This window comes from Marinobacterium zhoushanense (genome assembly GCF_014641945.1).
In the GTDB taxonomy this organism is placed as follows: Bacteria; Pseudomonadota; Gammaproteobacteria; order Pseudomonadales; family Balneatricaceae; genus Marinobacterium_D; species Marinobacterium_D zhoushanense.
Genome location: NZ_BMIJ01000011.1, coordinates 40,823 through 63,937 on the forward strand (window position 1 = coordinate 40,823; position 23,115 = coordinate 63,937).

Here is a 23,115-nt window from a genome sequence, read left to right on the forward strand (position 1 = left end):
TGATTTAGGGTGAGATCAACGTCGGTCGAGTGCCTGTCGTGAGCTTGAGACCGGAATCGACAGGAGTAGAGGAGTCATGCCGCGCGCGCTATCGACAATGTCGAGGTCGCGGCGGTAAAGCCACTGCATTACCGAGCTTCGCTGCTACAATAGCGGGCAATTCGGATTCCTGTGGAAGGAAATTGTGATGTTGGGAACAGCCCTTACCCCCGGCGCGACACGTGTATTGCTCTGCGGTTGTGGCGAACTCGGTAAAGAGGTCGTCATCGAGTTGCAGCGTTTCGGTATCGAGGTGATTGCGGTCGATCGCTATGACAACGCGCCGGCGATGCAGGTGGCGCACCGCAGCCACACTATCAATATGCTTGATGGCGCAGCACTACGTGCTGTGATCGAACAGGAGCAACCGAGCCTGATCGTGCCGGAGATCGAGGCGTTGGCCACTCAGACCCTGCTGGAGCTGGAAAACGAAGGGTACAGGGTGGTGCCGACGGCGCGCGCTGCGCGGCTGACCATGGACCGTGAGGGGATCCGCCGCCTGGCCGCCGAGGAGCTGGGGCTACCCACTTCTGCCTATCGTTTTGCCGATGACGAAGCCGAATACCGGGCGGCAATCAGCGAGATCGGCCTGCCCTGCGTGGTCAAGCCGGTGATGAGCTCTTCAGGCAAGGGCCAGTCATTGGTACGCGACGAGAGTGATATTCAGGCGGCCTGGGACTATGCCCAGGCAGGTGGCCGGGCCGGCAGGGGACGGGTGATTGTCGAGGGCTTTATCGATTTCGATTATGAGATCACGCTGCTGACCGTGAATGCTGTGGACGGTGTTCAGTTCTGTGCGCCGATCGGACACCGCCAGGAGGCTGGCGACTATCGCGAGTCCTGGCAACCCCAGGCGATGTCGCCGCTGGCGCTGCAGCGTGCCCAGCAGGTGGCGCAGGCCGTAGTCGAGAACCTGGCCGGTTACGGTATCTACGGCGTCGAGCTGTTCGTGAAGGGAGATCATGTCTGGTTCAGCGAGGTCTCGCCGCGTCCGCATGACACTGGACTGGTGACCCTGATCTCCCAGGATCTGTCCGAGTTTGCGCTGCATGTACGCGCGATACTGGGCTTGCCGATCGGCCCTATTCGTCAGCGCGGCGCCAGTGCCTCGGCGGTGATCCTTGGCCAGGGCGAATCCCAGAACCTGCGTTTCGGCGGTATAGCCGAGGCGCTGGCCGAGCCGGATACTCAACTGCGGCTGTTCGGCAAGCCGGAGATTGCCGGTAGCCGCCGGCTCGGTGTCGCGCTGGCACGTGCCGAGACGGTGGACGAGGCGATCGATAAAGCCAAGCGTGCCGCTACCGGTGTCCTGATCGAATACTGAACTCGAGGCCAGTGTGACGATTGCTGCACTTGGTGTGGGGCTTCTGTCATCGGGCCGATTATGGGACAGTGTCACAATTCGCGAACAAACGGAATTAAGTTGATCGATGAGCAAAATTAAGGTGTTGGTGGTCGATGACGCGCGGTTCATCCGTGAGCGAGTAGCATCGATGGTGCGCAATGCTTTTCCCGACAGCAGTGTCGATGCGTTTGAAAACGGCCGGGACGCGATGAAGTCGATGCAGGCACGCCAGTATGACATCATCCTGTGCGACTGGGAGATGCCGCAGATGAGCGGCCTGGAACTGCTGCAGTGGACCCGGACGCGGCCCGAATACAATACGGTACCTTTCCTGATGGTGACCAGCCGCGGTGAGCGCGAGTATGTGCTCAAAGCGATCCAGGCCGGGGTTAATGATTACCTCGGCAAGCCCTTTACCAGCGAACAGTTGGTACAGAAGATCGTCAAGGCCTTGGGCAAGGGCGGACGCTTGAGCCCGGAGCAGCAGGAGCGTGCGGCGAAGCTGCTGCAGGAGGACGGCGGCCGCAAGGAGCCGACCGCCAAATCGATGCCCAAGCCCAAGGGACTGGCGCAGTTGCGTTGCAGCAACCAGACCTTCAAATGTGCGATCAAGGACCTGAACCTGCGTGAAGTGAAGGTGGTGATCAAAAACGAGTGGGTCTTCCCGGTGCTGCTCGACCAGGTCGTGGTGGACATAGAGCAGCTGTCGGGCGACGCGGTGGCGCGCCTTAACGGCTTCGTGTTGTCGGTCCAGGCCACGGAAGCGCGTCAGGACTCCCCCTATGTCGAGGTGCGGGTGCAGTTTGCCGACGATGATCCGGAAAAGATGGCACACCTGTCGAAGTATATTGCCAGCGTACGTTAAGGAGCTTATGCATGCTGTTCGGTAACTCTATTAAGCCGCTGTGCGCTGCTGCCATGGTGGCAGCGCTGTTGGCCGGTTGTGCCGGGAAGGTGGAACCGGTCAAGCCGGTCAAACCGGCCGACTCGGTAACACCCAAACCACTGAATATCACCACGTTGGGCGGGTATGGCGTAGAGCAGCAGCTGGCGCTGTCACTGATCGCTCACTACTTGGGCGCGCCGTTGTACCGCATGTCCAATCCGCTGCCGATGAGCCGGGATTACCGGGTCGGCGGTGCGATCCACTCGCCTAACGGCCATCAGACTGTGGTGACGATGCGGAATCTGGATGAAAGTCGCTGGGCGCTGGTGACCTTGTCGATACCGCCCGGTGCGGTGATGAACGCCTTCGATGTGGTGCGTAACGGTCAGCCTGGTTACGCATTGGTACTGAAGCATGCGCGTATCTGTCTGGTAGAGGGCGCCGATCAACTTCCGGTCTGGAGCGGAAGCGGCTGGGCGTTCTCAAGAACCGGACCGGGTCATTTTGAGTGCAGCGGGCAGACCAATGGCTCGCTCTACCAGCCTTATAGCGGCATGCCGGGACTGATGGGGGTCTACGCCGAGTCCGGCGATACGGTGCTCTATGGCGAAAGCTGGCCGCGTCTCAAGGATATTGCGTCCGGTCTGGCCAGCTTGTTCCCCCATCTGCAGGTGCCGCGTATCCAGTGACGCGGCGCTGCCTCTCTGATCTCTCGAATAGGCTGCTTTCATGCTCAGCTATCAGCACGGCTTTCACGCCGGTAACTTTGCCGATCTGCACAAACATCTGGTCCTGACCGCGTTGCTCGAGGCGCTGAATCGCAAGCCAAAGCCCTGGAGCTATCTGGAAACCCACAGCGGTCGTGCGCTGTATGACCTTGCCGATGCCCAAGCACAGAAAACCGGCGAGTATCGTCAAGGGATTGCACGGCTATGGGAGCAGGAGTGGCCGGAGCCGTTGCAGACCTATCTGCAGCAGGTAAAGCGGGTTAACAGCGGTCAAGCGCTGACCCACTACCCCGGGTCGCCGACCATTGCGGCGGGCATGGCGCGAACCGAGGACCGTATCCGGCTGATGGAGTTGCATCCGGCTGAGGTCGACGCGCTACGCCAGGTGTTTGATCGTGACGAGCGGGTGGCGGTACATCATCGCGACGGTTATGAAGGGGTCAGTGCGCTGCTGCCGCCGACGCCCCGTCGAGGTCTGGTATTGATCGATCCTGCCTATGAGGTCAAGGAGGAGTATGCGCAGGTGGTGCGCTTCCTGAGCAAGGCGCAGCGGCGCTGGCCGACAGGCATGTTCGCGATCTGGTATCCGCTGTTAGCGGCCAACCGCTGGCAGGCACTGGTCGATGGGGTCAAGGCCGCAGCCGAGGGCGCGGTACTGCGTAGCGAACTGCAGGTCGCGGCCGCCGACAGCGGTGGTATGTACGGTTCGGGAATGCTGGTGGTCAATCCGCCCTGGCAACTCGACCAGCAGTTGCAGCAGACGGTACCGGTGCTGGCCAAGTCACTAGGGTGTGACCCCGACAAGGCCGTGCGCAACGAATGGCTGGTCGCCGCGCAGTAATTGGACAGGGCGCATTGCCTCAGTAGAGCGCCTTTTCGTCCCGGACCAGATCCTTGAGCAGCTCGAGAAACAGCCGGTCCGCGTCGCTTTTTTCGATGCCGATCTTGACGTTGGTGGTGTTGGATATCTCGTCCGCGATCAGCTGGTCCGCATCCTTCTCATTGATGTGCTTGCGCGCAATCTGCTTGGCGATATCGCAGATTTCGGGCTCGTTGAACACCTTGCGAACGAACAGCAACAGCTCATCGATAACCCGCTCTTTGTTTTTGATCTCAGATACTTTCATCAGTGCTACTCCTTGGCGCCTTATACCCTTCACTATAACCCGAGCGCTGAAAGCTGCCTATAGGCCCATTTTTGCCGGATAAACGGGCTGTCCGGTTGATCAAAATATGGCTAAGTGCGAGAATGTCGGGCTCTTTTGGCCTGCTGCACGGGTAACCCCCGTTCGCCGGCTCATTGTATGTGGCTATATAAGCAGTACCCGGCTTAGGGCTCAGAACAGATAAGACCAAGCGAAGCGATCCTTGCTCAGGTCTGCTCCGAATCCACCGCTCATTCAGATGGGTATCCGAACTGATCGGATCGTGTCCGTGACGGCGTCACCAACGCTGGGGTTACGGGTGTGGGTTCAGAAGCACTTAACTTGAACTGTTTACCACCGGCACACTGGGTTGTCGGTGCTGAGTAGAGGGTAATAACGTGGAACAACTTTCAGGCGCAGAAATGGTAGTACGCGCTCTCCGCGACGAGGGCGTTAAGTACATCTACGGATATCCCGGTGGCGCGCTTCTGCATGTGTATGACGCGCTGTTCCAGCAGGAGGATGTCCAGCATATTCTCGTGCGCCACGAGCAGGCAGCGACCCATATGGCCGATGCCTACGCGCGTGCGACCGGCAAGGCCGGTGTCGCGCTGGTGACCTCGGGCCCCGGCGCGACCAATGCGGTCACCGGTATCGCCACCGCTTTCACTGACTCGATCCCGATGGTGGTGATCACCGGTCAGGTCATGAGTCACCTGATCGGCGAGGACGCCTTCCAGGAGACCGATATGCTCGGTATCTCCCGTCCGATCGTTAAACACAACTTCAGCGTACAACGCGCCGAAGATATTCCGGCAACGATCAAGAAGGCGTTCTATATCGCCCAGAGCGGCCGTCCCGGTCCTGTGGTTGTGGATATCCCCAAGGATATGACCACGCCGACCGATCGTTTCCCGTATGAGTATCCGAAGTCGGTCAAACTGCGCTCCTACAATCCGATCAGCCGCGGTCACAGCGGCCAGATCCGCAAAGCGGTGGATATGCTGCTGCAGGCGCGCCGTCCGGTGATCTACTCCGGTGGTGGTATCGTCATTGGTGATGCCAGTGCCGAGCTGACCGAACTCGCGCAGCTGCTCAACTTCCCGGTCACCAACACACTGATGGGGCTCGGTGGTTATCCGGGTACCGACCGTCAGTTCGTCGGTATGCTGGGGATGCACGGCAGCTACGAAGCCAACATGGCGATGCACCATGCCGACCTGATCCTGGCCGTCGGTGCGCGTTTTGATGACCGCGTCACTAACGCCACCGATAAGTTCTGTCCGACCGCACGAATCATCCATATCGATATCGACCCGGCGTCGATCTCCAAGACCATACGCGCTGATGTACCGATCGTCGGACCCTCCAAGGTGGTGCTCGAAGAGATGGTCGGCCTGGTCAAGGAGAGCAGCAAGAAGCCCGATGCACAGGCGCTTGACAGCTGGTGGAAGCAGATCGACGAGTGGCGTGGCCGCCATGGCGGTCACTATCGCACCGACGACTCCGAGCTGATGAAGCCGCAGCAGGTGATCGAGATGCTGAGCAAGGTCACCAATGGTGACGCCTATGTCTGTTCCGACGTGGGTCAGCACCAGATGTTTGCGGCGCAGTACTACAAGTTCAACAAGCCGAACCGCTGGATCAACTCAGGGGGCCTCGGCACCATGGGCTTCGGTCTGCCGGCGGCGATGGGCGTCAAGATGAACTTCCCGGATGCCGACGTGGCCTGCGTCACCGGTGAGGGCAGTATTCAGATGAACATTCAGGAGCTGTCCACCTGTAAGCAGTACGATCTGCCGGTGAAGATCCTTTGTCTGAACAACCAGTCGCTGGGCATGGTGCGTCAATGGCAGGACATGAACTACGAGTCCCGTCACTCGCAGTCCTACATGAAATCGCTGCCGGACTTCGTCAAGCTGGTCGAGGCCTACGGCCATGTCGGCATGAAGGTCGACAAGTATGCCGATCTTGAGGGTGCCATGCGCGAGGCTTTCGCGTTGAAGGACCGTCTGGTGTTCATGGACATCGCCGTCGACCCGTTCGAGCATGTTTACCCGATGCAGGTGCCGCGAGGCTCCATGCGTGACATGTGGCTGAGCAAGACGGAGAGGACCTGATCATGCGCCATATCATTTCAGTTCTGATGGAAAACGAACCGGGTGCGCTGTCGCGGGTTGTGGGTCTGTTCTCCCAGCGTAACTACAACATCGAGTCGCTGACTGTGGCGCCGACCGAAGATTCGACGCTGTCGCGCCTGACCGTGACCACGATCGGCGATGACCGGGTGGTGGAGCAGATCACCAAGCAGCTGAACAAGCTGATCGATGTGGTCAAGGTGGTCGATCTGACCGAGGGTGATCATATCGAGCGTGAGCTGATGATGATCAAGCTCAAGGCCAACGGTCAGATGCGGGCGGAGATTAAGCGTACCTGCGATATCTTCCGCGGCCAGATCATCGATGTGACGCCGAACACCTATACCGTACAGTTGATCGGTGCATCCGATAAGCTGGATGCGTTTATCGCCTCGCTGGGCAATACCACCAGCATCATGGAGGTGGTGCGCTCCGGTGTTTCCGGTATTGCGCGCGGTGAGAAGGTGCTTAGCCTGTAATCGCCGGTATGCGCAGTGTGAATCAAGCCGCCTTAGGGCGGCTTTTTTATTTTCCGACCGGCGGAAATCTCATCTATGACGGCTCTGGACGTCCGTGGTGGGAACCTGCGCCCAAGGTTTGCAGTCTAGTAAACGTAGAGCAACTGAAGCGGAGTCGATAAGGTGTATATGCGGTTAGCACTCGCTATTCTTGCCTGTCTGTTGACGATCTGGGCGGTGCGGACCTTTGCCGCCCCTGCGCCTTGGTATCTCTGGGAGAGTCGCATCGACCAGTATCGCATCTGTTTGCAGTACCCGCCGGGCGAAGGTTGGGTCAAGGCCGGCGGCCCTTTTTCTGACGCCGGTTGTCGTCTGCCTTATGGCAAGCAACCTTCAAGGTAGGGACCAGAAGGCGTTGATCAGTGGGCTGCGCAGTTTCTTCTCCAGCGCGAACAGGCCTATCTCATAGGGCTCCAGCTCCGGCTTGACCTCCAGAATCCGCACTTTGTCGGCCAGTGGGCTGTTATCGAGCACGATGCGCGGCACGACGCCAATACCGAAGCCCAGGCTGACCATGCTGACGATCGCCTCGTTACCTGCTACCTGGGCATAGATGCGGGGCTTGATCCCGCGTTCGCTGAACCACTGATTGACCCGGTTTCGCGCCACGCCACTTTCCGACAGAATCAGCGGAATTTCCTGCCACTGCTGGCGGCTGAACGGCAGGCTGTGCGGAATCTGCTCCTGCGGCTCGAGCGGGGCGATAAACAGCAGCGGAGTGATACCGATGGAACGGAAGGCCAGACCCTTGTTTAACGTGTCCGGGCGTGCCGCGATGGAGATCTCCTCGCTGCCGGAGAGAACATGACCGATGGCGTGCTCCGGATCTCCAGTGTGCAGTTTGATCTCGACACGGGGGTAGCGGCGACGAAACTTGCGCAGTATCTGGTAAAGAAAGCTGTAACTGGCGGTGACCGAACAGTACACGCTGATTTCGCCGTGCAGCTCCTTGGCATCCTCGAGCAGCGAGTTACGGATCAGGTCCCACTGGGTCAGTGTGTCGCGGGCGTAGGCCTGGAAGCGCTCACCCTCCCGGGTTAACTCGACGCTACGGTTATCGCGCTCGAACAGTTCGACCCCAAGCTCCTCCTCCAGCAGCTTGATCGAGCGGCTCAGGGTGGATGGGCTGACATGGCAGCTTTCGGCGGCACGGCCGAAGTGCAGGCTGTCGGCCAGGGCGAGAAACAGGCGTAAAGGCTTGGTATCCATAATGTTTTAAATATTAGCACACTGCGTTGCATATATATCATTTTACGCAATGCTTCGGATAGCCTAAGGTTCACCCATCGCACGCTAGGGCGTGCGCGTCACCTATTCCATGAACGCTGTTGAGATCCAAGCGGAGAGCTCAAATGCAAGTTTATTACGATAAAGATTGCGACCTGTCGATCATCCAGGGCAAGAAAGTTTCCATCATCGGTTACGGCTCACAGGGTCACGCCCATGCCTGCAACCTGAAGGACTCCGGCGTTGACGTTACCGTCGGTCTGCGTGCAGGTTCTTCTACCCGCGCCAAGGCTGAAGCACACGGCCTGAAAGTGGCTGACGTGGCTGATGCTGTTGCCTCTGCCGACCTGGTTATGATCCTGACTCCGGACGAGTTCCAGGGCAAGCTGTACAAGGACGAGATCGAGCCGAACATCAAGCAGGGCGCTACCCTGGCGTTTGCTCACGGTTTCTCCATCCACTACAACCAGGTCGTGCCGCGCAAGGATCTGGACGTCATCATGATCGCACCGAAGGCGCCGGGTCACACTGTACGCTCCGAGTTCGTCAAGGGCGGCGGTATCCCTGACCTGATCGCGATCTTCCAGGACGCGTCCGGCAACGCCAAAAATGTTGCACTGTCCTACGCTTCCGGCGTGGGTGGCGGTCGTACCGGTATCATCGAAACTACCTTCAAGGATGAGACCGAAACCGACCTGTTCGGTGAGCAGGCTGTTCTGTGTGGTGGCTGTGTCGAGCTGGTTAAAGCCGGTTTCGAGACTCTGGTCGAAGCGGGTTACGCGCCGGAGATGGCTTACTTCGAGTGTCTGCACGAGCTGAAACTGATCGTCGACCTGATGTACGAAGGCGGTATCGCCAACATGAACTACTCCATCTCCAACAACGCGGAGTATGGTGAGTACGTGACCGGTCCGGAAGTGATCAACGACGAATCCCGTGCCGCTATGCGCAACGCACTGAAGCGTATCCAGAATGGTGAATATGCCAAGATGTTCATCAGTGAAGGCGCTACCAACTACCCGTCCATGACGGCCTACCGTCGCAACAATGCGGCGCACGGTATCGAGCAGGTTGGTGAGAAACTGCGTGCGATGATGCCGTGGATCTCTGCTAACAAGCTGGTCGACAAAGAGAAGAACTGATCTTTCGATCAAGCAAAGAAACCCGGCCTCGGCCGGGTTTTTTATTGCTACAGGATCTACGCTATCTGGCGGGCGCAGGGCAGCGCAGGAGCCTGGGTGGCCCTGGAACGGCGCTGAGCTTGCCACGCTGATCATAATTCTTTCATTTGACTGGCTGGTCAAACTGTCACACTGTTTTGTGCAGTGCACAAAATCGGAGGTGTACCGTGACCAATCGGATCGTGATCAATCTGGCCCTGCAGGGCGGTGGGGCTCATGGAGCCTTTACCTGGGGGGTGCTGGACCGCTTGCTGGAGGAGCCCTGGTTCGCCATTGAGGGGGTCAGTGGCACCAGCGCCGGTGCCATGAACGCGCTGATGCTGGCCGAGGGCTGGCGCAAGGGTGGGCCTGTCGGTGCGAAAGAGCAACTGGCAGCGTTCTGGACCCAATTGATGCTGCCGGAGGAGGTTGCATCGACGGGGCTGGCTGGCTCGGTAGGACTGCTATGGCAGAATCTGAGCACGCATCTATCCCCTTATGATCTAAATCCCTTCGATATCAATCCGTTGCGCGACACGCTGGAGCAGCAGGTCGACTTCGAAGCGCTGAATCGTGACTGCCCGTTCAAGCTCTTTATCGCCGCGACCGAGATCGAAACCGGTCGCTTGCGACTGTTCCGTGAACCTGAGCTGCGTGTAGAGCATCTGCTGGCCTCGGCCTGTCTGCCGAACTTGCATCAGGCGGTTGAGGTGGATGGTCGCTATTACTGGGATGGTGGTTTTGCCGGTAACCCTGTGCTCTATCCGCTGGTGATGGAGGGGAGGCAGCGGGACCTGCTGATGGTGCTATTGCAGCCTCTTGAGCGTACCGGCGTGCCGACCACGACCCAGGCGATTGCCGATCGCGTGGCTGAGCTGGGTTTTCTGACCACCTTCATGCGCGAGATGCGCGCGATCGTACTGATGCAGAACAAGATGCGCCGGCGCCCCTGGCTGCTGGGGTCGCTGGCGCGTCGCTTCCGCCATCTGCGCTTCCACCTGATCGGGCCGGATGAGACGCTGGCCGCGTTGCATCGTTCTACCAAGCTGGACACCAGTAAGACTTTCCTCAATCAGTTGCGTGAACGCGGACGGGAGCGTGCCGAGCGTTTCATCGGCCTGCACCGTGCCAAGCTCGGCGTGCGTACCAGTTGTGTACTGCAACGCTATTTCCTGTGACGGAGCGGGTGGGCGTCGGCGCGGGCGTAGCGTAGAATATCGGCGACTTACCGCCTATGGAGAGACAGACCGATATGACTGATCAGAGTGATCCGCAGCATCAGGATAGTGAAAAGGCGTCGGACCAGGAGACGCGTCGGCCACGCGGTATCTACCTGTTGCCCAACCTGTTCACCACGGGCGCGCTGTTCGCGGGTTTTTATGCGGTGATCGCGGGTATGAGCGGACGCTTCGAAGCGGCTGCGGTGGCGATCTTCCTGGCCATGATTTTTGACGGTTTGGATGGGCGTGTTGCACGTATGACCAACACCCAGAGCAAGTTCGGTGCGGAGTTCGATTCCCTGTCCGATATGGTCTCTTTCGGTGTGGCGCCGGCATTGGTCTCTTTTACCTGGGTGCTGGAGGATATCGGCAAGCTCGGCTGGCTGGCCGCATTTATCTATTGTGCTGGCGGTGCTTTGCGCCTGGCGCGATTCAACACGCAGATAGGCTCTCTCGATAAACGCTATTTCATGGGCTTGCCGAGCCCGGCAGCGGCGGCCGCTGTGGCAGGACTGATCTGGTTCTGCAGCTCCAACGAGATCGATCCGAGCGGGTTTGCCTATCCGTTCGCGGCATATGTGGTGCTGGCCGGCGTGCTGATGGTCAGTAATGTGCTGTACTACAGTTTCAAGGATGTGGATTTCAAGGGGAGGATCCAGTTCCTCAAGCTGGCGTTGATCGTGCTTGTGGTCGCAATAATCGCGACCAATCCCGCGCTCTTCCTGTGGCTGCTGTTTCTGGCCTACGCGCTCTCCGGGCCGCTATTGTGGCTATGGCGGCGGCGCCCTCACTGAGGGGATGGGTGGATCGAAGACAGGGGGCGCTACGGCGCCCCCTGTTGCGTTTGTACCATCCGGAGCTGAAGAAAACTCCTGCCGTCGGTGTAAGTTTTCGACGCTTCAGTCGACTCAACTACGCAACACCTTTAACGGAACGCCTTCGCAAATGCGGGTCCAATGGATAGAAGCCCAGGAGAATTCAGCATGTTGATCAAGCAAGCGCCCGATATTGCATCCAGTGAGATTACGCCGGAGTCGGTATATCGACAGCGCCGGCAATTCATAAAAGCGTTGCTGGCCGGCGGTGCTCTGATGGCAGCGCGGCCAGCACTGGCGCTTGACCGTTACTCGTTGGGGAGGGATGAGAAACGCTACCCCGGTCCCGGCTGGCTGCAGTCGCAATTGCGTGCGGCCAAAGTCGGCGCGCCCATAGCGGGCGAGTCGTTAACCCCTTATGGCCACGTCATCGGTCACAACAACTTCTATGAGTTCGGCCTGGGTAAAGAGGACCCGAAAGCGAAGGCGCAGGGGCTCAATACCGATCCATGGAAGGTGGAGATCAGCGGTGAAGTGGCCAAGCCAGGCACCTATACCCTTGAAGACCTGTTGAAACCTCATGCACTGGAGGAGAGGGTCTACCGCCTGCGCTGCGTAGAGGCCTGGTCAATGGTGATCCCCTGGATCGGTTTTTCCTTGGCCGATCTGATCAAACGCTTTGAACCCACCGGGAATGCCAAGTATGTGGAGTTCACCACTCTGCATGATCCATCCCAGATGCCGGGTCAGCGCAGCTTCTTCAGTACCCTCGACTGGCCCTATGTGGAGGGGCTGCGAATGGATGAGGCGATGCATCCGCTGACAATTCTTGCGGTGGGGGTCTATGGTGACGCGCTGCCGCCACAAAATGGCGCCCCGTTGCGTCTGGTGGTGCCGTGGAAATACGGCTTTAAAAGTATTAAGTCGATCGTGCGAATCCGCTTTACCGAGCAGATGCCAGAGGTTACCTGGAACCAGACCGCGCCCCGCGAATATGGCTTCTATGCCAATGTGAACCCGGAGGTGGACCACCCGCGCTGGAGTCAGGCCACCGAACGCCGTCTGCCATCGTCGCTGTTCAGTCCCAATATCATCGATACCCGCAAGTTCAACGGCTACGCTGACCAGGTGGCGCATCTGTACAGCGGGATGGATCTGCGCAAATGGTTCTGAGTATCGCGGAAATTCATCGCTCGAAGGGAGGTCGCCGGGCGTTCTGGTGGTTGCTGTTTCTGTTGCCGCTTTTGCCTTTGGTATGGATCGTCCACAAAGCGGTCAGCCAGGATCTGGGCGCGGATCCTGCGCAGACCATCGTGACCTTCCTGGGTCTTTGGACGCTGAGGTATCTGCTGATTACGCTCTCCGTCACCCCCTGTCGGCGCCTGTTCGGCTGGCTTTGGATGCAGCGCTATCGCAGGATGTACGGCCTCTATACGCTGTTTTACGCCAGTCTGCACCTACTTGCCTTTGCGACCTTTATTCTCGGCTGGCGACCCGAGCTTATTGCGCGTGAACTATCGGAACGCCCCTATATCATCGTTGGCTTTATTGCCTGGTCGGGGCTGGTCGCGCTCGGTATTACCTCGACACGCGGCTGGGTAAAGCGTCTTGGGCGGCATTGGCAGCAACTGCACTATCTGGTCTATCCGATCTCGATTCTGGCGATGATCCACTTTGCCTGGCTGATCCGTGCCGGTTACGGGCAGGTAATGTTCTATGCGCTAATTCTGCTTGTGCTGCTGGGTTACCGGGTGGGGTATAGAGTCAAACGCCGGCAGCGGGTCCTACAACAGCACTGATTTTTTGACAGAAAGCCGACAAACCCGCTTGCGTCTGTCGATGTGCGCTTTATATCAATCCATTAATTTCAATCACTTGGGTGTCAGGACGTGGCTGAGTGATTGGCACTCTACCTGCAGTATCCCCTTACGGATGGGTCAGATCTGGAGGGGATATGTCCGGTACGCGGGAGCGTGGCGATGCCGGCCTTGCACACAAGGCGGCGGGTCTCAGTTTTATCAATGCGATCGATGCGCATCTACGTGTCGTGGCTCGGTTGCGCCTGGCGACCGAACTCCATCACAGTATCCGCCTGCAGTTGAGCCTGTTCTACGATAATCAGCCTACCGGTTCGCTATCGTTCGACCTGAACGGTTTCAGTCCATCCGAGGGCGTCGCACTGGCCCGTAATATCGGTGCAAACCACTACATCATGCGCGAGATTGACGAGTATCTCTGCGGCGACATGGTTGAGTAACGCGAGGAGTAGCACGATGCTGGAAGCCGATTTTTTTGAGGTGTCCGACGAGTTTGTCAACCTGGCTAATGAGATGCTCGACGAGTGGGCGCAGCCGATGCTCAGTGCCGCCATCATGCATGCAGCGGCCCGCTTTAACGCTTTTCATGTACTGGATCAGGGCGAAGAGCAGGATCTGGCCAAAGCGGTTGGCTTCCTGACCAGTCAGTATCGTCAGATGCTGGAAGAGGCTATCCGGGAGATGAAACGCGAGGGCAGTTTTTAATCTCATTTTCGCAAATGCGGCTCATCTGACCTATATCTGTAGATGGAGGTGAGCCCTATGCATACCGATGTCATACAGCGCTGCTGGCGCACTCTGCTAGGAGTGCTGGCCGGTTTTTTCGGTGTCCGTTCCGAGTCGGCGAGGGAGCGAGACTTCAAGGAGGGACGGGCGCTTCACTTCGTCGTAATTGGCGTCGTGATGGCGGTAGTTTTCGTGATTTTCGTGATTGTTCTCGTTCGTTGGGCGCTGAGTATTACAGGCGCCTGATACCCGTTTATTGATATAACCCGACGATCCCCACTTTATCGCGTATCTTCCTTGCACTTTTCCAACGCCTGCTATACTCCGCTATGAAGTCACCCGGCAGATGAGTAGCCAAAGACGGATCTGCCGGCCTGTGACTCCCCGCTTTCACAGGGGTCCGGACCTGCCCGAACGGGTCAGGATGGAACCTGGGCAGACCCGCTTATGGAGGCCTGGTGATGGGAACGATAAGAACAATAATATTCGGTCTATCGCTCACTCTGCTGTCGCTGTCGGCGCATGCTGAGTGGGCGTTAAACCTGTCTCCGGGCGTCACGGAGGTGAGCCGCTCGGTATATGACCTGCACATGACCATCTTCTGGATCTGTGTGGCGATCGGTGTCGTCGTGTTTGGCGTCATGTTTTGGTCGATCTTCCACCACCGCAAATCCCGTGGCGCCGAAGCTCACCATTTTCACGAACACACGCTGGTCGAGGTGGCCTGGACGATAGTGCCACTGGGTATCCTCATAGCCATGGCGGTGCCGGCCACGGCCACCCTGGTCAAGATGTACGACCCGAGCGAGGCGGATCTGGATGTTCAGATCACCGGCTACCAGTGGAAGTGGCGTTACACCTATCTGGACCAGGATCTCGACTTCTTCAGTAACCTCACCACTCCGCAAGAGCAGATCGGCAACGAGCAGGCCAAGGGCGAGCACTACCTGCTCGAGGTGGATCGTCACCTGGTGCTGCCCACCGACACCAAAATCCGCCTGCTGCTGACCGCCAATGATGTTATCCACAGCTGGTGGGTGCCGGCGCTGGCGGTGAAGAAGGATGCGGTGCCGGGCTTTATCAACGAGGCATGGACCCGGATCGATGAGCCCGGTATCTACCGCGGCCAGTGCGCTGAGCTGTGCGGCAAGGACCACGGTTTCATGCCGATCGTGGTGGAGGCCGTTCCCCCCGAGCAGTTCCAGCAGTGGCTCGCCGAGGTCAAAGCCGAGAAGCAGGCGGAAGTGGCCGCGGCTGAGAAAAGCTGGACGCTGGATGAGTTGATGACCCAGGGCGAGCAGGTCTATCTGCGTGCTTGTGCCGCCTGTCATCAACCCACTGGCACCGGTATCCCGCCGGCCTTCCCGGCCCTGAAGGGCAGTCCCGTCGCGCTGGGTGATGTCGGCACCCATATCGACATCGTATTGAACGGTAGTCCGGCAACTGCGATGCAGGCGTTCCGTGATCAGCTCAGTGCTACCGAGCTGGCTGCGGTCATCACCTATGAACGCAATGCCTGGGGCAATAGCACGGGTGAGGCGGTATCGCCCAGTCAGATCGCGGGAATATTGGCAGGTAACGCAGATACGGCAGGGGAGGGCGCGCAATGAGTACGATGGATACCGCAGCACCCGGTGTTCATGAGGAGCACCACGGTCCGGCCAGTGGTATCGGGCGCTGGCTCTTTACCACCAACCACAAGGATATAGGCACGCTCTATCTCTGGTTCAGCCTGCTGATGTTTCTCATCGGTGGTGTGATGGCGCTGCTGATCCGCAGTGAGTTGTTCCAGCCGGGCTTGCAGCTGGTTGAGCCCGGATTCTTCAATCAGTTGACCACAATGCACGGTCTGATCATGGTGTTCGGGGCGGTGATGCCGGCCTTTGTCGGGCTGGCCAACTGGATGGTGCCGTTGATGATCGGAGCGCCGGATATGGCGTTGCCGAGGATGAATAACTGGAGTTTCTGGATTCTGCCTTTTGCCTTTGCGATTCTGGTTTCGACGTTGTTCATGGATGGCGGTGCACCCAATTTCGGTTGGACCTTTTACGCGCCGCTATCCACCACTTACGCGCCACCCAGCGTGACCTACTTCATCTTCGCCATTCATATCATGGGTGCCAGCTCGATCATGGGCGCAATCAACATCATCGCGACCATCCTCAACCTGCGTGCGCCCGGAATGACGATGATGAAACTGCCGCTGTTTGTCTGGACCTGGCTGATCACCGCGTTTCTGTTGATCGCGGTGATGCCGGTGCTCGCCGGTGTCGTCACCATGATGCTGATGGATATCCACTTCGGTACCAGTTTCTTCAATGCCGCAGGTGGTGGCGATCCGGTTCTCTTCCAGCATGTGTTCTGGTTCTTCGGTCACCCCGAGGTGTACATCATGATCCTGCCGGCGTTCGGTATCGTCAGTCAGATCCTTCCCACCTTCTCGCGCAAAAAGCTCTTTGGTTATGCATCGATGGTCTATGCCACGGCCTCAATCGCGATCCTCTCGTTTCTGGTCTGGGCGCACCACATGTTCACCGTGGGCTTGCCGCTGGTCGGTGAGCTCTTCTTCATGTTTGCCACCATGCTGATTGCGGTGCCGACCGGCGTGAAGGTGTTCAACTGGGTGGCGACGATGTATCGCGGCTCGTTGACCTTTGAAACACCGATGCTGTTCGCCATTGCCTTTGTCGTGCTGTTCACCATCGGCGGCTTTTCGGGGCTGATGCTGGCGATCGCACCGGTAGATTTCCAGTATCACGATACCTACTTCGTGGTGGCGCATTTCCACTATGTGCTGGTGCCCGGTGCGATCTTCTCGATCATGGCCGGAGTCTATTACTGGCTACCGAAGTGGACCGGACATGCGCTGAACGAAGGGATGGGTAAGCTCCATTTCTGGTGCAGCTTTATCGGCGTCAACATCACCTTTTTCCCGATGCACTTTCTGGGTCTGGCGGGTATGCCAAGACGTATTCCCGACTACGCGCTGCAGTTCGCCGATTTCAATATGGTGGCAACGGTCGGCGCATTCATCTTCGGCTTCTCCCAACTGCTGTTCGTCTGGAATGTGATCCACTGCATACGCAGCAGAGAAACTGTGTCGGCGCAAGTATGGGAAGGGGCGCATGGATTGGAGTGGGAGGTGCCGTCACCTGCGCCCTACCATACCCACACCACACCTCCGCGAGTGGAGTGAACCATGGATGCTGCCAAAGCTAACCGCCGGCTGATTATCCGCCTGCTGATGGCCTCGGTGCTGATGTTTGGCTTCGGCTTCGCATTGGTCCCGCTGTATGACGTGTTCTGCAAAGTCACCGGGCTCAATGGTCGTATAACGGCTACGGGGCCGGTTGATGCGATGGCGGTAGATACAGCTCGCTCAGTCAAAGTGCGGTTGATCGCGATTAACAATGAGGGGATGCCTTGGCTTTTTGGCCCGACCGAGTCTCTGTTACGGGTCAATCCTGGCGAGATGAAACAAACTGCGTACCGTGCAAGCAATCCGACCACAAGGCGGATGGTGGCGCAGGCGATCCCCTCTGTTTCCCCGGGTGAGGCCGCGCAGTACCTGCACAAGATCAACTGCTTTTGCTTCGACTCACAGGCCCTGGAGGGCGGTGACGCGATCGACATGCCCTTGATGTTCATGATCGACACCGATCTGCCTGAATCGATCCACACGATTACGCTCTCTTACACCCTGTTCGATATATCGCCGGATAAGACCGGTACCGCAGAGAACGATGCCCAAGAGGGAGGTTCACCGATATGAGCGCGCATGCATCCTACTATGTGCCGGCACAGAGTCGCTGGCCGATTCTGGCATCGGTGGCGTTGTTTCTGCTTGCCTTCGGTGCGGCGACACTGGTCAATGGCCTGACTGCCAAGAGCGGTGCGGGGCCGGGCCTGCTGATGGTGCTCGGTGGAGCGCTGCTGCTCAGTCTGATTCTGGTTGGGTGGTTCGCGAATGTGATTCAAGAGAGTCATGCCGGCCTCTACAGCGACCAGATGGATAGATCGTTTCGCTGGGGCATGAGCTGGTTCATCTTTTCTGAAGTGATGTTCTTTGCCGCGTTCTTTGGGGCTCTATTCTATGTGCGCACCCTGGCTGTACCCTGGTTAGGCGGGGAGGGCGATAAAGGAGCAAGTCAGATGCTCTGGCCCGGTTTTACCGCAGAGTGGCCGTTGATGAATCCGCCCGACAGTGAGCGTTTTCCAGGTCCGCAGGAGCTGGTCGATCCCTGGCATATACCCTTGTTGAATACGGTATTGCTGGTTACGTCGAGCTTTACGGTGACCCTGGCTCATCATGCGCTGCTTCGTGATCATCGTACTGCCGTTGCACGCTGGTTAGGCGTTACCGTGCTTCTGGGGCTGACCTTCCTGGGCTTTCAGATCTATGAATATGTCCATGCCTATAACGATCTGGGCCTGACGCTGAATGCCGGTGTCTATGGTGCGACCTTCTTTATATTGACCGGATTTCACGGTGCCCACGTGACGCTGGGTACTTTCATGTTGATCGTAATCTTCCTGCGCGTGCTGAAGGGGCACTTCGACCCCACTAACCACTTTGGCTTCGAGGCTGTGTCTTGGTATTGGCATTTTGTTGATGTGGTCTGGATTGGTCTGTTCCTGTTTGTGTACGTGCTGTGAGTGCTAGCCAAAGGTGTGCATCTGCAGGTGGCCGCTCAGAATGCCGAACACCAGCAGTAGCAGCAGGACTGCACTGAGCACGACCCGCAGCATCAGGGTGTTGGCCATACGGTGGGTGCTGCCGCGGTCACGCATCATGAACCAGAGGCTGCTGAACAGGGCGACGACTACAAACGCGAAGATAGCCAGAGCAATAAGGCGAAACATGGTGTCATTCCGTGCCAATTTCGAAAACAGACCTGTTCAGTAAAGATGTTGAAAATGGGATGGGCAAGCGCTTTGGGGCAAGAGTCTGGCTTTATCCGCTTTGGCTGCTGATGCTCACGTTGCTGTGCGCGCTCGGTGTCTGGCAGTTGGAGCGTGCTGAACAGAAGCGGCAATGGCTAACCGAGCAGCAAGGCGCTGCGTTGAACAACCCGACGCAGGCAGAGCTCGAGTACGCACTGGCGGGGCGTCAATGGGTACCGGTCAGGCTGACGGGTGAGTGGATCCCTGAAGAGCCGCTTTTTTTGGATAACCGCACTCATGAGGGGCGTGTCGGTTACGAGGTGTTGCTACCGGCTAGACTGATCACCGGGCAGGCATTATTGGTCAATTTAGGCTGGATTGAGGCACCCGAGCGGCGGGAACTGAAGCCGGGTGTCGCGCGACCAACCATTGCTCAGCTGGAAGGTGTAATCGGCCGCCCGGTCGCAACCTATACCCTGAGTGAGCGGCAGCTATCCGCTGACTGGAGACTGCAACGTTTGGATACGCAACAGGCAGGTGAGCAGTGGCAGTTGCAGTTGGAGCCCTGGGTGCTATGGCTGAAACGTCCGGCGCAGCGCGATATGGTGCCGAGACTGCCTGGCTCGGCCACGATGGCTCCCGAGCGGCATCTGGGTTACGCGGTTCAATGGTTCGCACTGGCATTAACACTGGTCCTTATCGTGGGAGTGTTGGAATGGAAGGCACACAAACAACCTCGAAAAGCCGGTTGACCCTTTGGCTGATCTGGCTGATCGCGCTGCTGCCGATGCTGGGAGCCGGCATCGCCTATCAGTTTCAATTACCGGTCACTAGCGGTCAGGTTAATCGGGGTGAGTTGCTGGTGCCGGTACAAACCCTCTCCCAGTGGGGTGGTAGCGCTGAGCTGTTCACCGGCCACTGGACACTCGTTTTCCGGCACGATGGCGATTGCGACGTCGCTTGCGATCAACAACTGCAGAGCTTGCGGTCGGTGCATGATGCCTTGGGACGAGATGCTGACCGGGTGCGAGTAGAGCATCTGCAGTCAACGACGCTGCTGGAAAGCGGTATCTGGGTGGTCGATCCGAATGGCAATCTGGTTTTGCGTTATACGCAGGAGCAGCTCGGCGAACCCCTGCTGGAGGATCTCAAGCGGTTGCTCAAGGTGTCGAAGCTTGGCTAGAGGAGTGGGCTGATGGTCTGGAGTTGGCGTCTGGTCAATGTAGCGCTAGCGCTGGCGCTGGTTGTAGTCCTGCTTGGCGGTTGGACGCGCTTGAACGATGCGGGGCTTGGATGCCCGGATTGGCCCACCTGCTATGGCCATTTCGTCCTGCCTCCGCAAGATAGGGTGGCGGAGCAGATAGGCGAGCATTTTCCCGACCATCAGGTGGATCTTCATAAGGGCTGGCTGGAGATGATCCACCGTTATGCCGCGTCAACATTGGGTTTGTTGCTGCTGCTGCAGGCGTTAATGGCTTGGAGGCAGAGAGCGGTGGTCGGTTACCCGGTGCGGCTGTCATTGGTGCTGTTGGTGCTGGTGATCGTACAGGGAGTTTTTGGCATGTGGACCGTGACCCTGAAATTGGTGCCCTGGGTGGTGACGCTGCATCTGCTTGGCGGTTTGACCACGCTGGCACTGCTGGCCCGGCTGCGCCAGGCGCTTTACAGACAGAACACCAGGTCGTTGCACAGGGAGACGGGGGGCGTTGAGCCGAGTGTTGTCTTGTTGCTGGCGGTGCTGTTCTTTCAGATCGCTTTGGGGGGGTGGACCAGCAGTAACTACGCTGGCTGGGCGTGCGATCATTGGCTCAGTTGTCAGGGCGAACAGCCGGTTGAGTATGATTTTCGCGAGGGTTTGAATCCTGTGCTGCCGCTGGGGCCAAACTATGAGGGTGGGTTGTTGCCGCCGCCGGCCCGGGCCGCGATCCAGATGACCCATCGCGCGGGTGCCCTGCTGCTGTTATCGGCACTGGCTCTGGCCAGTTGGCGATTAAGGCAAAGAGAGTCAGTTTTGCCCTGGCTAGGCTTGTGCTGGGGAGTGGCAGGTTTGCAGATACTGCTGGGAGTGCTGAATGTGATCTGGCAGCTGCCGCTGGTATTGGCGGTGGCCCACCATGCCGGGGCGGTCGCGCTGTTACTGGCTGTCCTTGGGCTGTATGAGCGGTCCCGTGTGCAACAGATGGAGGTGATTCATGGCAACCTATCCACTGGTCAAATCGCGAGTTGAGGTACGTCCTGGCTGGCGAGACTATCTTGCCCTGTGCAAGCTTAGAGTTGTCGCAGTCATGCTGCTTACTCTTATCGTGGGCATGTGCCTCGCGACGCCGGAGCTCCCCCCTCTAGGCTTGCTGCTGGTAACCAATTTAGGGGTGGGGCTTGCAGCTGCCTCGGCTGCCGCTGTGAATCACGTGCTGGACCAGAGTATCGACGCACGTATGGCGCGTACGGCTCGCCGCCCCTTGCCTCAGGGGCGAATTAGCCAGTTACAGGCGGTTATTTTTGCAGCCTGTATCGGCGTAGTCGGGATCGCGTTGCTGGCTGTCCTCGTTAACCCTTTGACCGCGTGGCTAACGTTGGCATCCTTGATCGGCTATGCGTTCGTTTATACCGCCTTTCTCAAGCGCGCAACACCGCAAAACATAGTGATTGGTGGTGTGGCTGGTGCTGCGCCGCCGCTTTTGGGGTGGGTCGCTGTGACCGGGCAGGTGACGGCGGATGGCCTGCTGCTGATGTTGATTATCTTTGCTTGGACGCCGCCTCACTTCTGGGCTTTATGTATCGCTCGAAAAGATGATTACGCCCGTGCAGGTATCCCGATGCTGCCCAATACGCACGGTGAGCGATTTACTCGGCTGCAGATACTGCTCTACACAGTGCTGACCGTACTACTGACGTTACTGCCCTGGTTTGTCGGTCTAAGTGGGGTGATCTACCTGGTCGGTGTGTTGATACTCGATATGCGTTTTTTACAGTGGGCCTGGCGCCTGTATCGCTGTCGAGATGCAGCTGACCCTATGCGCATGTTCCGTTTTTCGATCCTGTACATCATGGGGTTGTTTGCCATACTTCTTGTTGACCATTACTGGCTAACTTCGTTGTAAAAGATCGCTGATCAGGATGAGATGCGAGTACGGAAAAGGGTGAAAGGAAGCAAAGACCATGCAAGACCAATCTGCAAAGTGCGGGCGGGAAAATAACTATAGCTGCCCGACAGGAGGTTAGAGATATGTTCCTACAGCACATGATGGGGGTGTTGTATCACCCTAAAAAAGAGTGGAATGCCATACGCAATGAGCATTACTCGACTACCCATGTGTTCCTGAGCCAAATCAGCATATTAGCGGCCATACCGGCTGTAGCACTGTTTATCGGCACTACCCAGGTCGGATGGAGTTTGACCGGCTCCGATTACGTGACGCTAAGTATCTCCAGTGCTTTACCCGCAGCGATCGCTTTCTATATCGCGATGTGGGTCGCGGTCGGCTTTATTGCCTATGCCGTGCACTGGATGGAGAAGACGTACGGAGGTAACGTCAGCTTCGACGAGTGTATGGTATTGGTTACCTTTACTGCCACTCCGCTGTTTCTTGCTGGCTTGGCAGGTCTCTACCCGATGTTGTGGTTCAACGTGATCGTGGGATTGATTGCATTGTCCTACTCAATCTACCTGCTATACAGCGGCGTGCCGGAGATTATGCAGATTCCGGAAGATAGAGCCTTCTTTTTCTCAACCTCGATTCTGACGGTGGGGTTAGTCGTGCTGGTTGGTTTGCTTGCTGCTACGGCCATTCTTTGGGGGACCTTCGTCCCACTTAGCTACGTAGGCTAATTCCGAAACTTAAAGCAGATGAAGGAGGGGGAGCTGTGCTTCCCCCTTTAGGTTTGATTAACCTGAAACTAAGCCCAGCGCAGATCTGTCGATACATTTTGAAAATTTTTTACAGTGCCCTGTTGACTCCCTTGGGGAGGTCTGTAGAATGCGCCTCCTCGCTTGAGCTGAACGCCTTCAGAGGTTGATCGGGGTCAAGTGAGGCGGTCTCCAAGATGTTGAATTCATTGTGTATTTTTTGAATTTGATACGAAGAGGTCGCGGTGAAAAAGCGAAAATAAACGCTTGACACCGAACGCTGAGGCGGTAAGATATGCGCCTCGCTTGAGACGACGGATTCGGTAGTAAACAAGTCGCTCAGCACGCTCTTTAACAAGTCGATCAGGTAATTCGTGTGGGCGCTTGTCGGGATCTAAGCACACAAAGCTTAAATCTCAAGACAAGCAACCTATATGTGAATTCATTTAGCGTTGTTTATACCTTGAGCGAACGAAGGGAAGCTTGCTTCCTGAAGTTCAACTGATTTTAAACTGAAGAGTTTGATCATGGCTCAGATTGAACGCTGGCGGCAGGCCTAACACATGCAAGTCGAGCGGTAGATCACCTTCGGGTGATTGAGAGCGGCGGACGGGTGAGTA

General features: G+C 57.7%; 26 protein-coding genes and 1 rRNA gene. 24 read left to right on the forward strand and 3 right to left on the reverse strand.

From position 1 onward, the window contains the following. Nucleotides 1–181 precede the first annotated feature (181 nt). The 4 genes from purT (at nt 182) to IEX40_RS21270 (ending at nt 3,839) form a co-directional block, all read left to right on the forward strand. On the forward strand, nt 182–1,363 hold the full coding sequence (gene purT / locus IEX40_RS21255; protein ID WP_188752189.1) for a formate-dependent phosphoribosylglycinamide formyltransferase: 1,182 nt from the start codon (nt 182–184) through the stop codon (nt 1,361–1,363). Nucleotides 1,364–1,469: 106 nt separating this feature from the next. Beyond that, a complete protein-coding gene (locus IEX40_RS21260) occupies nt 1,470–2,249 on the forward strand; it encodes a response regulator (protein ID WP_188752129.1) in 780 nt (259 codons plus the stop codon). Nucleotides 2,250–2,260: 11 nt separating this feature from the next. Further along, nucleotides 2,261–2,959, forward strand: a complete 699-nt coding sequence (locus IEX40_RS21265; RefSeq protein ID WP_188752130.1) for a hypothetical protein — start codon at nt 2,261–2,263, stop codon at nt 2,957–2,959. A 40-nt stretch (nt 2,960–2,999) separates the two neighbouring features. Next, nucleotides 3,000–3,839 carry a 23S rRNA (adenine(2030)-N(6))-methyltransferase RlmJ gene (locus IEX40_RS21270; protein ID WP_188752132.1) on the forward strand — a complete coding sequence of 280 codons (840 nt, stop codon included), beginning with the start codon at nt 3,000–3,002 and terminating at the stop codon, nt 3,837–3,839. Nucleotides 3,840–3,858: 19 nt separating this feature from the next. On the opposite strand, the gene IEX40_RS21275 is transcribed toward IEX40_RS21270, so the two are convergent. After that, nucleotides 3,859–4,125 carry a hypothetical protein gene (locus IEX40_RS21275; RefSeq protein WP_188752134.1) on the reverse strand — a complete coding sequence of 89 codons (267 nt, stop codon included), beginning with the start codon at nt 4,123–4,125 and terminating at the stop codon, nt 3,859–3,861. A gap of 416 nt (nt 4,126–4,541) precedes the next feature. Here IEX40_RS21275 and IEX40_RS21280 point away from each other — a divergent pair, with 416 nt between their 5' ends. Further along, nucleotides 4,542–6,263, forward strand: coding sequence for an acetolactate synthase 3 large subunit (locus tag IEX40_RS21280; RefSeq protein ID WP_188752136.1), 1,722 nt, complete (start codon nt 4,542–4,544; stop codon nt 6,261–6,263). Nucleotides 6,264–6,265: 2 nt separating this feature from the next. After that, entirely contained in the window at nt 6,266–6,760 is a 495-nt protein-coding gene (gene ilvN, locus IEX40_RS21285) for an acetolactate synthase small subunit (RefSeq protein WP_188752145.1), read from the forward strand. A gap of 372 nt (nt 6,761–7,132) precedes the next feature. Here ilvN and ilvY read toward each other — a convergent pair whose 3' ends face one another. Continuing rightward, nucleotides 7,133–8,008, reverse strand: coding sequence for an HTH-type transcriptional activator IlvY (gene ilvY / locus IEX40_RS21290; protein ID WP_188752147.1), 876 nt, complete (start codon nt 8,006–8,008; stop codon nt 7,133–7,135). Nucleotides 8,009–8,151: 143 nt separating this feature from the next. Here ilvY and ilvC point away from each other — a divergent pair, with 143 nt between their 5' ends. The 12 genes from ilvC to IEX40_RS21350 all read left to right on the forward strand — a co-directional run bounded on the left by ilvC (nt 8,152) and on the right by IEX40_RS21350 (nt 18,420). Then, nucleotides 8,152–9,168: a ketol-acid reductoisomerase gene (ilvC, locus tag IEX40_RS21295; protein ID WP_188752149.1), complete on the forward strand. Its 1,017-nt coding sequence runs from the start codon at nt 8,152–8,154 to the stop codon at nt 9,166–9,168. Nucleotides 9,169–9,374: 206 nt separating this feature from the next. Continuing rightward, nucleotides 9,375–10,364, forward strand: coding sequence for a patatin-like phospholipase family protein (locus tag IEX40_RS21300; RefSeq protein ID WP_188752151.1), 990 nt, complete (start codon nt 9,375–9,377; stop codon nt 10,362–10,364). Nucleotides 10,365–10,438: 74 nt separating this feature from the next. Next, the gene (pssA, locus tag IEX40_RS21305) at nt 10,439–11,200 is read left to right on the forward strand and encodes a CDP-diacylglycerol--serine O-phosphatidyltransferase (protein WP_188752153.1); all 762 of its coding nucleotides are present in this window, start codon (nt 10,439–10,441) and stop codon (nt 11,198–11,200) included. Between the two features lie 189 nt (nt 11,201–11,389). Continuing rightward, nucleotides 11,390–12,394, forward strand: coding sequence for a protein-methionine-sulfoxide reductase catalytic subunit MsrP (msrP, locus tag IEX40_RS21310; RefSeq protein ID WP_188752155.1), 1,005 nt, complete (start codon nt 11,390–11,392; stop codon nt 12,392–12,394). Next, on the forward strand, nt 12,385–13,020 hold the full coding sequence (msrQ, locus tag IEX40_RS21315) for a protein-methionine-sulfoxide reductase heme-binding subunit MsrQ (protein ID WP_188752157.1): 636 nt from the start codon (nt 12,385–12,387) through the stop codon (nt 13,018–13,020). The genes msrP and msrQ overlap by 10 nt, the downstream gene beginning before the upstream one ends. Before the next feature lie 155 nt (nt 13,021–13,175). Further along, the gene (locus IEX40_RS21320; RefSeq protein WP_188752160.1) at nt 13,176–13,478 is read left to right on the forward strand and encodes a hypothetical protein; all 303 of its coding nucleotides are present in this window, start codon (nt 13,176–13,178) and stop codon (nt 13,476–13,478) included. Between the two features lie 16 nt (nt 13,479–13,494). Further along, a complete protein-coding gene (locus tag IEX40_RS21325) occupies nt 13,495–13,743 on the forward strand; it encodes a DUF3144 domain-containing protein (RefSeq protein WP_188752162.1) in 249 nt (82 codons plus the stop codon). A 57-nt stretch (nt 13,744–13,800) separates the two neighbouring features. Then, nucleotides 13,801–14,010: a DUF2970 domain-containing protein gene (locus tag IEX40_RS21330; protein WP_188752164.1), complete on the forward strand. Its 210-nt coding sequence runs from the start codon at nt 13,801–13,803 to the stop codon at nt 14,008–14,010. Nucleotides 14,011–14,225: 215 nt separating this feature from the next. Continuing rightward, a complete protein-coding gene (gene coxB / locus IEX40_RS21335; protein WP_188752166.1) occupies nt 14,226–15,374 on the forward strand; it encodes a cytochrome c oxidase subunit II in 1,149 nt (382 codons plus the stop codon). Further along, nucleotides 15,371–16,960 carry a cytochrome c oxidase subunit I gene (gene ctaD, locus IEX40_RS21340; protein WP_188752169.1) on the forward strand — a complete coding sequence of 530 codons (1,590 nt, stop codon included), beginning with the start codon at nt 15,371–15,373 and terminating at the stop codon, nt 16,958–16,960. Before coxB ends, ctaD begins: the two co-directional genes overlap by 4 nt. A gap of 3 nt (nt 16,961–16,963) precedes the next feature. Then, nucleotides 16,964–17,536 (forward strand): cytochrome c oxidase assembly protein, encoded by a 573-nt coding sequence (locus tag IEX40_RS21345; protein WP_188752170.1) that lies wholly within the window; start codon nt 16,964–16,966, stop codon nt 17,534–17,536. Next, entirely contained in the window at nt 17,533–18,420 is an 888-nt protein-coding gene (locus IEX40_RS21350) for a cytochrome c oxidase subunit 3 (RefSeq protein WP_188752173.1), read from the forward strand. The genes IEX40_RS21345 and IEX40_RS21350 overlap by 4 nt, the downstream gene beginning before the upstream one ends. Before the next feature lie 3 nt (nt 18,421–18,423). On the opposite strand, the gene IEX40_RS21355 is transcribed toward IEX40_RS21350, so the two are convergent. Further along, a complete protein-coding gene (locus IEX40_RS21355; RefSeq protein WP_188752175.1) occupies nt 18,424–18,627 on the reverse strand; it encodes a DUF2909 family protein in 204 nt (67 codons plus the stop codon). Nucleotides 18,628–18,638: 11 nt separating this feature from the next. Here IEX40_RS21355 and IEX40_RS21360 point away from each other — a divergent pair, with 11 nt between their 5' ends. From IEX40_RS21360 to IEX40_RS21385, 6 genes are all read left to right on the forward strand, one after another. After that, nucleotides 18,639–19,400: an SURF1 family protein gene (locus IEX40_RS21360; protein ID WP_188752176.1), complete on the forward strand. Its 762-nt coding sequence runs from the start codon at nt 18,639–18,641 to the stop codon at nt 19,398–19,400. Continuing rightward, a complete protein-coding gene (locus tag IEX40_RS21365; protein WP_188752178.1) occupies nt 19,364–19,831 on the forward strand; it encodes a redox-active disulfide-containing membrane protein in 468 nt (155 codons plus the stop codon). Before IEX40_RS21360 ends, IEX40_RS21365 begins: the two co-directional genes overlap by 37 nt. Nucleotides 19,832–19,843: 12 nt before the next feature. Further along, nucleotides 19,844–20,875, forward strand: a complete 1,032-nt coding sequence (locus IEX40_RS21370) for a COX15/CtaA family protein (RefSeq protein WP_188752180.1) — start codon at nt 19,844–19,846, stop codon at nt 20,873–20,875. Next, nucleotides 20,841–21,749, forward strand: coding sequence for a heme o synthase (locus IEX40_RS21375; protein ID WP_188752182.1), 909 nt, complete (start codon nt 20,841–20,843; stop codon nt 21,747–21,749). The genes IEX40_RS21370 and IEX40_RS21375 overlap by 35 nt, the downstream gene beginning before the upstream one ends. A 125-nt stretch (nt 21,750–21,874) precedes the next feature. Then, nucleotides 21,875–22,477: a Yip1 family protein gene (locus IEX40_RS21380; protein WP_188752184.1), complete on the forward strand. Its 603-nt coding sequence runs from the start codon at nt 21,875–21,877 to the stop codon at nt 22,475–22,477. 527 nt (nt 22,478–23,004) lie between these two features. Next, nucleotides 23,005–23,115, forward strand: a 16S ribosomal RNA gene (locus IEX40_RS21385); the annotation flags it as partial.

Bases quoted from the DNA above. Each gene is read 5' to 3' on its own strand.
- IEX40_RS21330 (WP_188752164.1), top strand. From the start codon at position 13,801: ATGCATACCGATGTCATACAGCGCTGCTGGCGCACTCTGCTAGGAGTG.
- IEX40_RS21345 (WP_188752170.1), top strand. From the start codon at position 16,964: ATGGATGCTGCCAAAGCTAACCGCCGGCTGATTATCCGCCTGCTGATG.
- ctaD (WP_188752169.1), top strand. From the start codon at position 15,371: ATGAGTACGATGGATACCGCAGCACCCGGTGTTCATGAGGAGCACCAC.
- IEX40_RS21270 (WP_188752132.1), top strand. From the start codon at position 3,000: ATGCTCAGCTATCAGCACGGCTTTCACGCCGGTAACTTTGCCGATCTG.
- IEX40_RS21320 (WP_188752160.1), top strand. From the start codon at position 13,176: ATGTCCGGTACGCGGGAGCGTGGCGATGCCGGCCTTGCACACAAGGCG.
- ilvN (WP_188752145.1), top strand. From the start codon at position 6,266: ATGCGCCATATCATTTCAGTTCTGATGGAAAACGAACCGGGTGCGCTG.
- ilvY (WP_188752147.1), bottom strand. From the start codon at position 8,008: ATGGATACCAAGCCTTTACGCCTGTTTCTCGCCCTGGCCGACAGCCTG.
- coxB (WP_188752166.1), top strand. From the start codon at position 14,226: ATGGGAACGATAAGAACAATAATATTCGGTCTATCGCTCACTCTGCTG.
- IEX40_RS21350 (WP_188752173.1), top strand. From the start codon at position 17,533: ATGAGCGCGCATGCATCCTACTATGTGCCGGCACAGAGTCGCTGGCCG.
- msrP (WP_188752155.1), top strand. From the start codon at position 11,390: ATGTTGATCAAGCAAGCGCCCGATATTGCATCCAGTGAGATTACGCCG.
- IEX40_RS21365 (WP_188752178.1), top strand. From the start codon at position 19,364: ATGGAAGGCACACAAACAACCTCGAAAAGCCGGTTGACCCTTTGGCTG.
- IEX40_RS21325 (WP_188752162.1), top strand. From the start codon at position 13,495: ATGCTGGAAGCCGATTTTTTTGAGGTGTCCGACGAGTTTGTCAACCTG.
- IEX40_RS21375 (WP_188752182.1), top strand. From the start codon at position 20,841: ATGGCAACCTATCCACTGGTCAAATCGCGAGTTGAGGTACGTCCTGGC.
- IEX40_RS21370 (WP_188752180.1), top strand. From the start codon at position 19,844: ATGGTCTGGAGTTGGCGTCTGGTCAATGTAGCGCTAGCGCTGGCGCTG.
- msrQ (WP_188752157.1), top strand. From the start codon at position 12,385: ATGGTTCTGAGTATCGCGGAAATTCATCGCTCGAAGGGAGGTCGCCGG.
- IEX40_RS21275 (WP_188752134.1), bottom strand. From the start codon at position 4,125: ATGAAAGTATCTGAGATCAAAAACAAAGAGCGGGTTATCGATGAGCTG.
- IEX40_RS21380 (WP_188752184.1), top strand. From the start codon at position 21,875: ATGTTCCTACAGCACATGATGGGGGTGTTGTATCACCCTAAAAAAGAG.
- IEX40_RS21265 (WP_188752130.1), top strand. From the start codon at position 2,261: ATGCTGTTCGGTAACTCTATTAAGCCGCTGTGCGCTGCTGCCATGGTG.
- IEX40_RS21355 (WP_188752175.1), bottom strand. From the start codon at position 18,627: ATGTTTCGCCTTATTGCTCTGGCTATCTTCGCGTTTGTAGTCGTCGCC.
- pssA (WP_188752153.1), top strand. From the start codon at position 10,439: ATGACTGATCAGAGTGATCCGCAGCATCAGGATAGTGAAAAGGCGTCG.
- IEX40_RS21260 (WP_188752129.1), top strand. From the start codon at position 1,470: ATGAGCAAAATTAAGGTGTTGGTGGTCGATGACGCGCGGTTCATCCGT.
- ilvC (WP_188752149.1), top strand. From the start codon at position 8,152: ATGCAAGTTTATTACGATAAAGATTGCGACCTGTCGATCATCCAGGGC.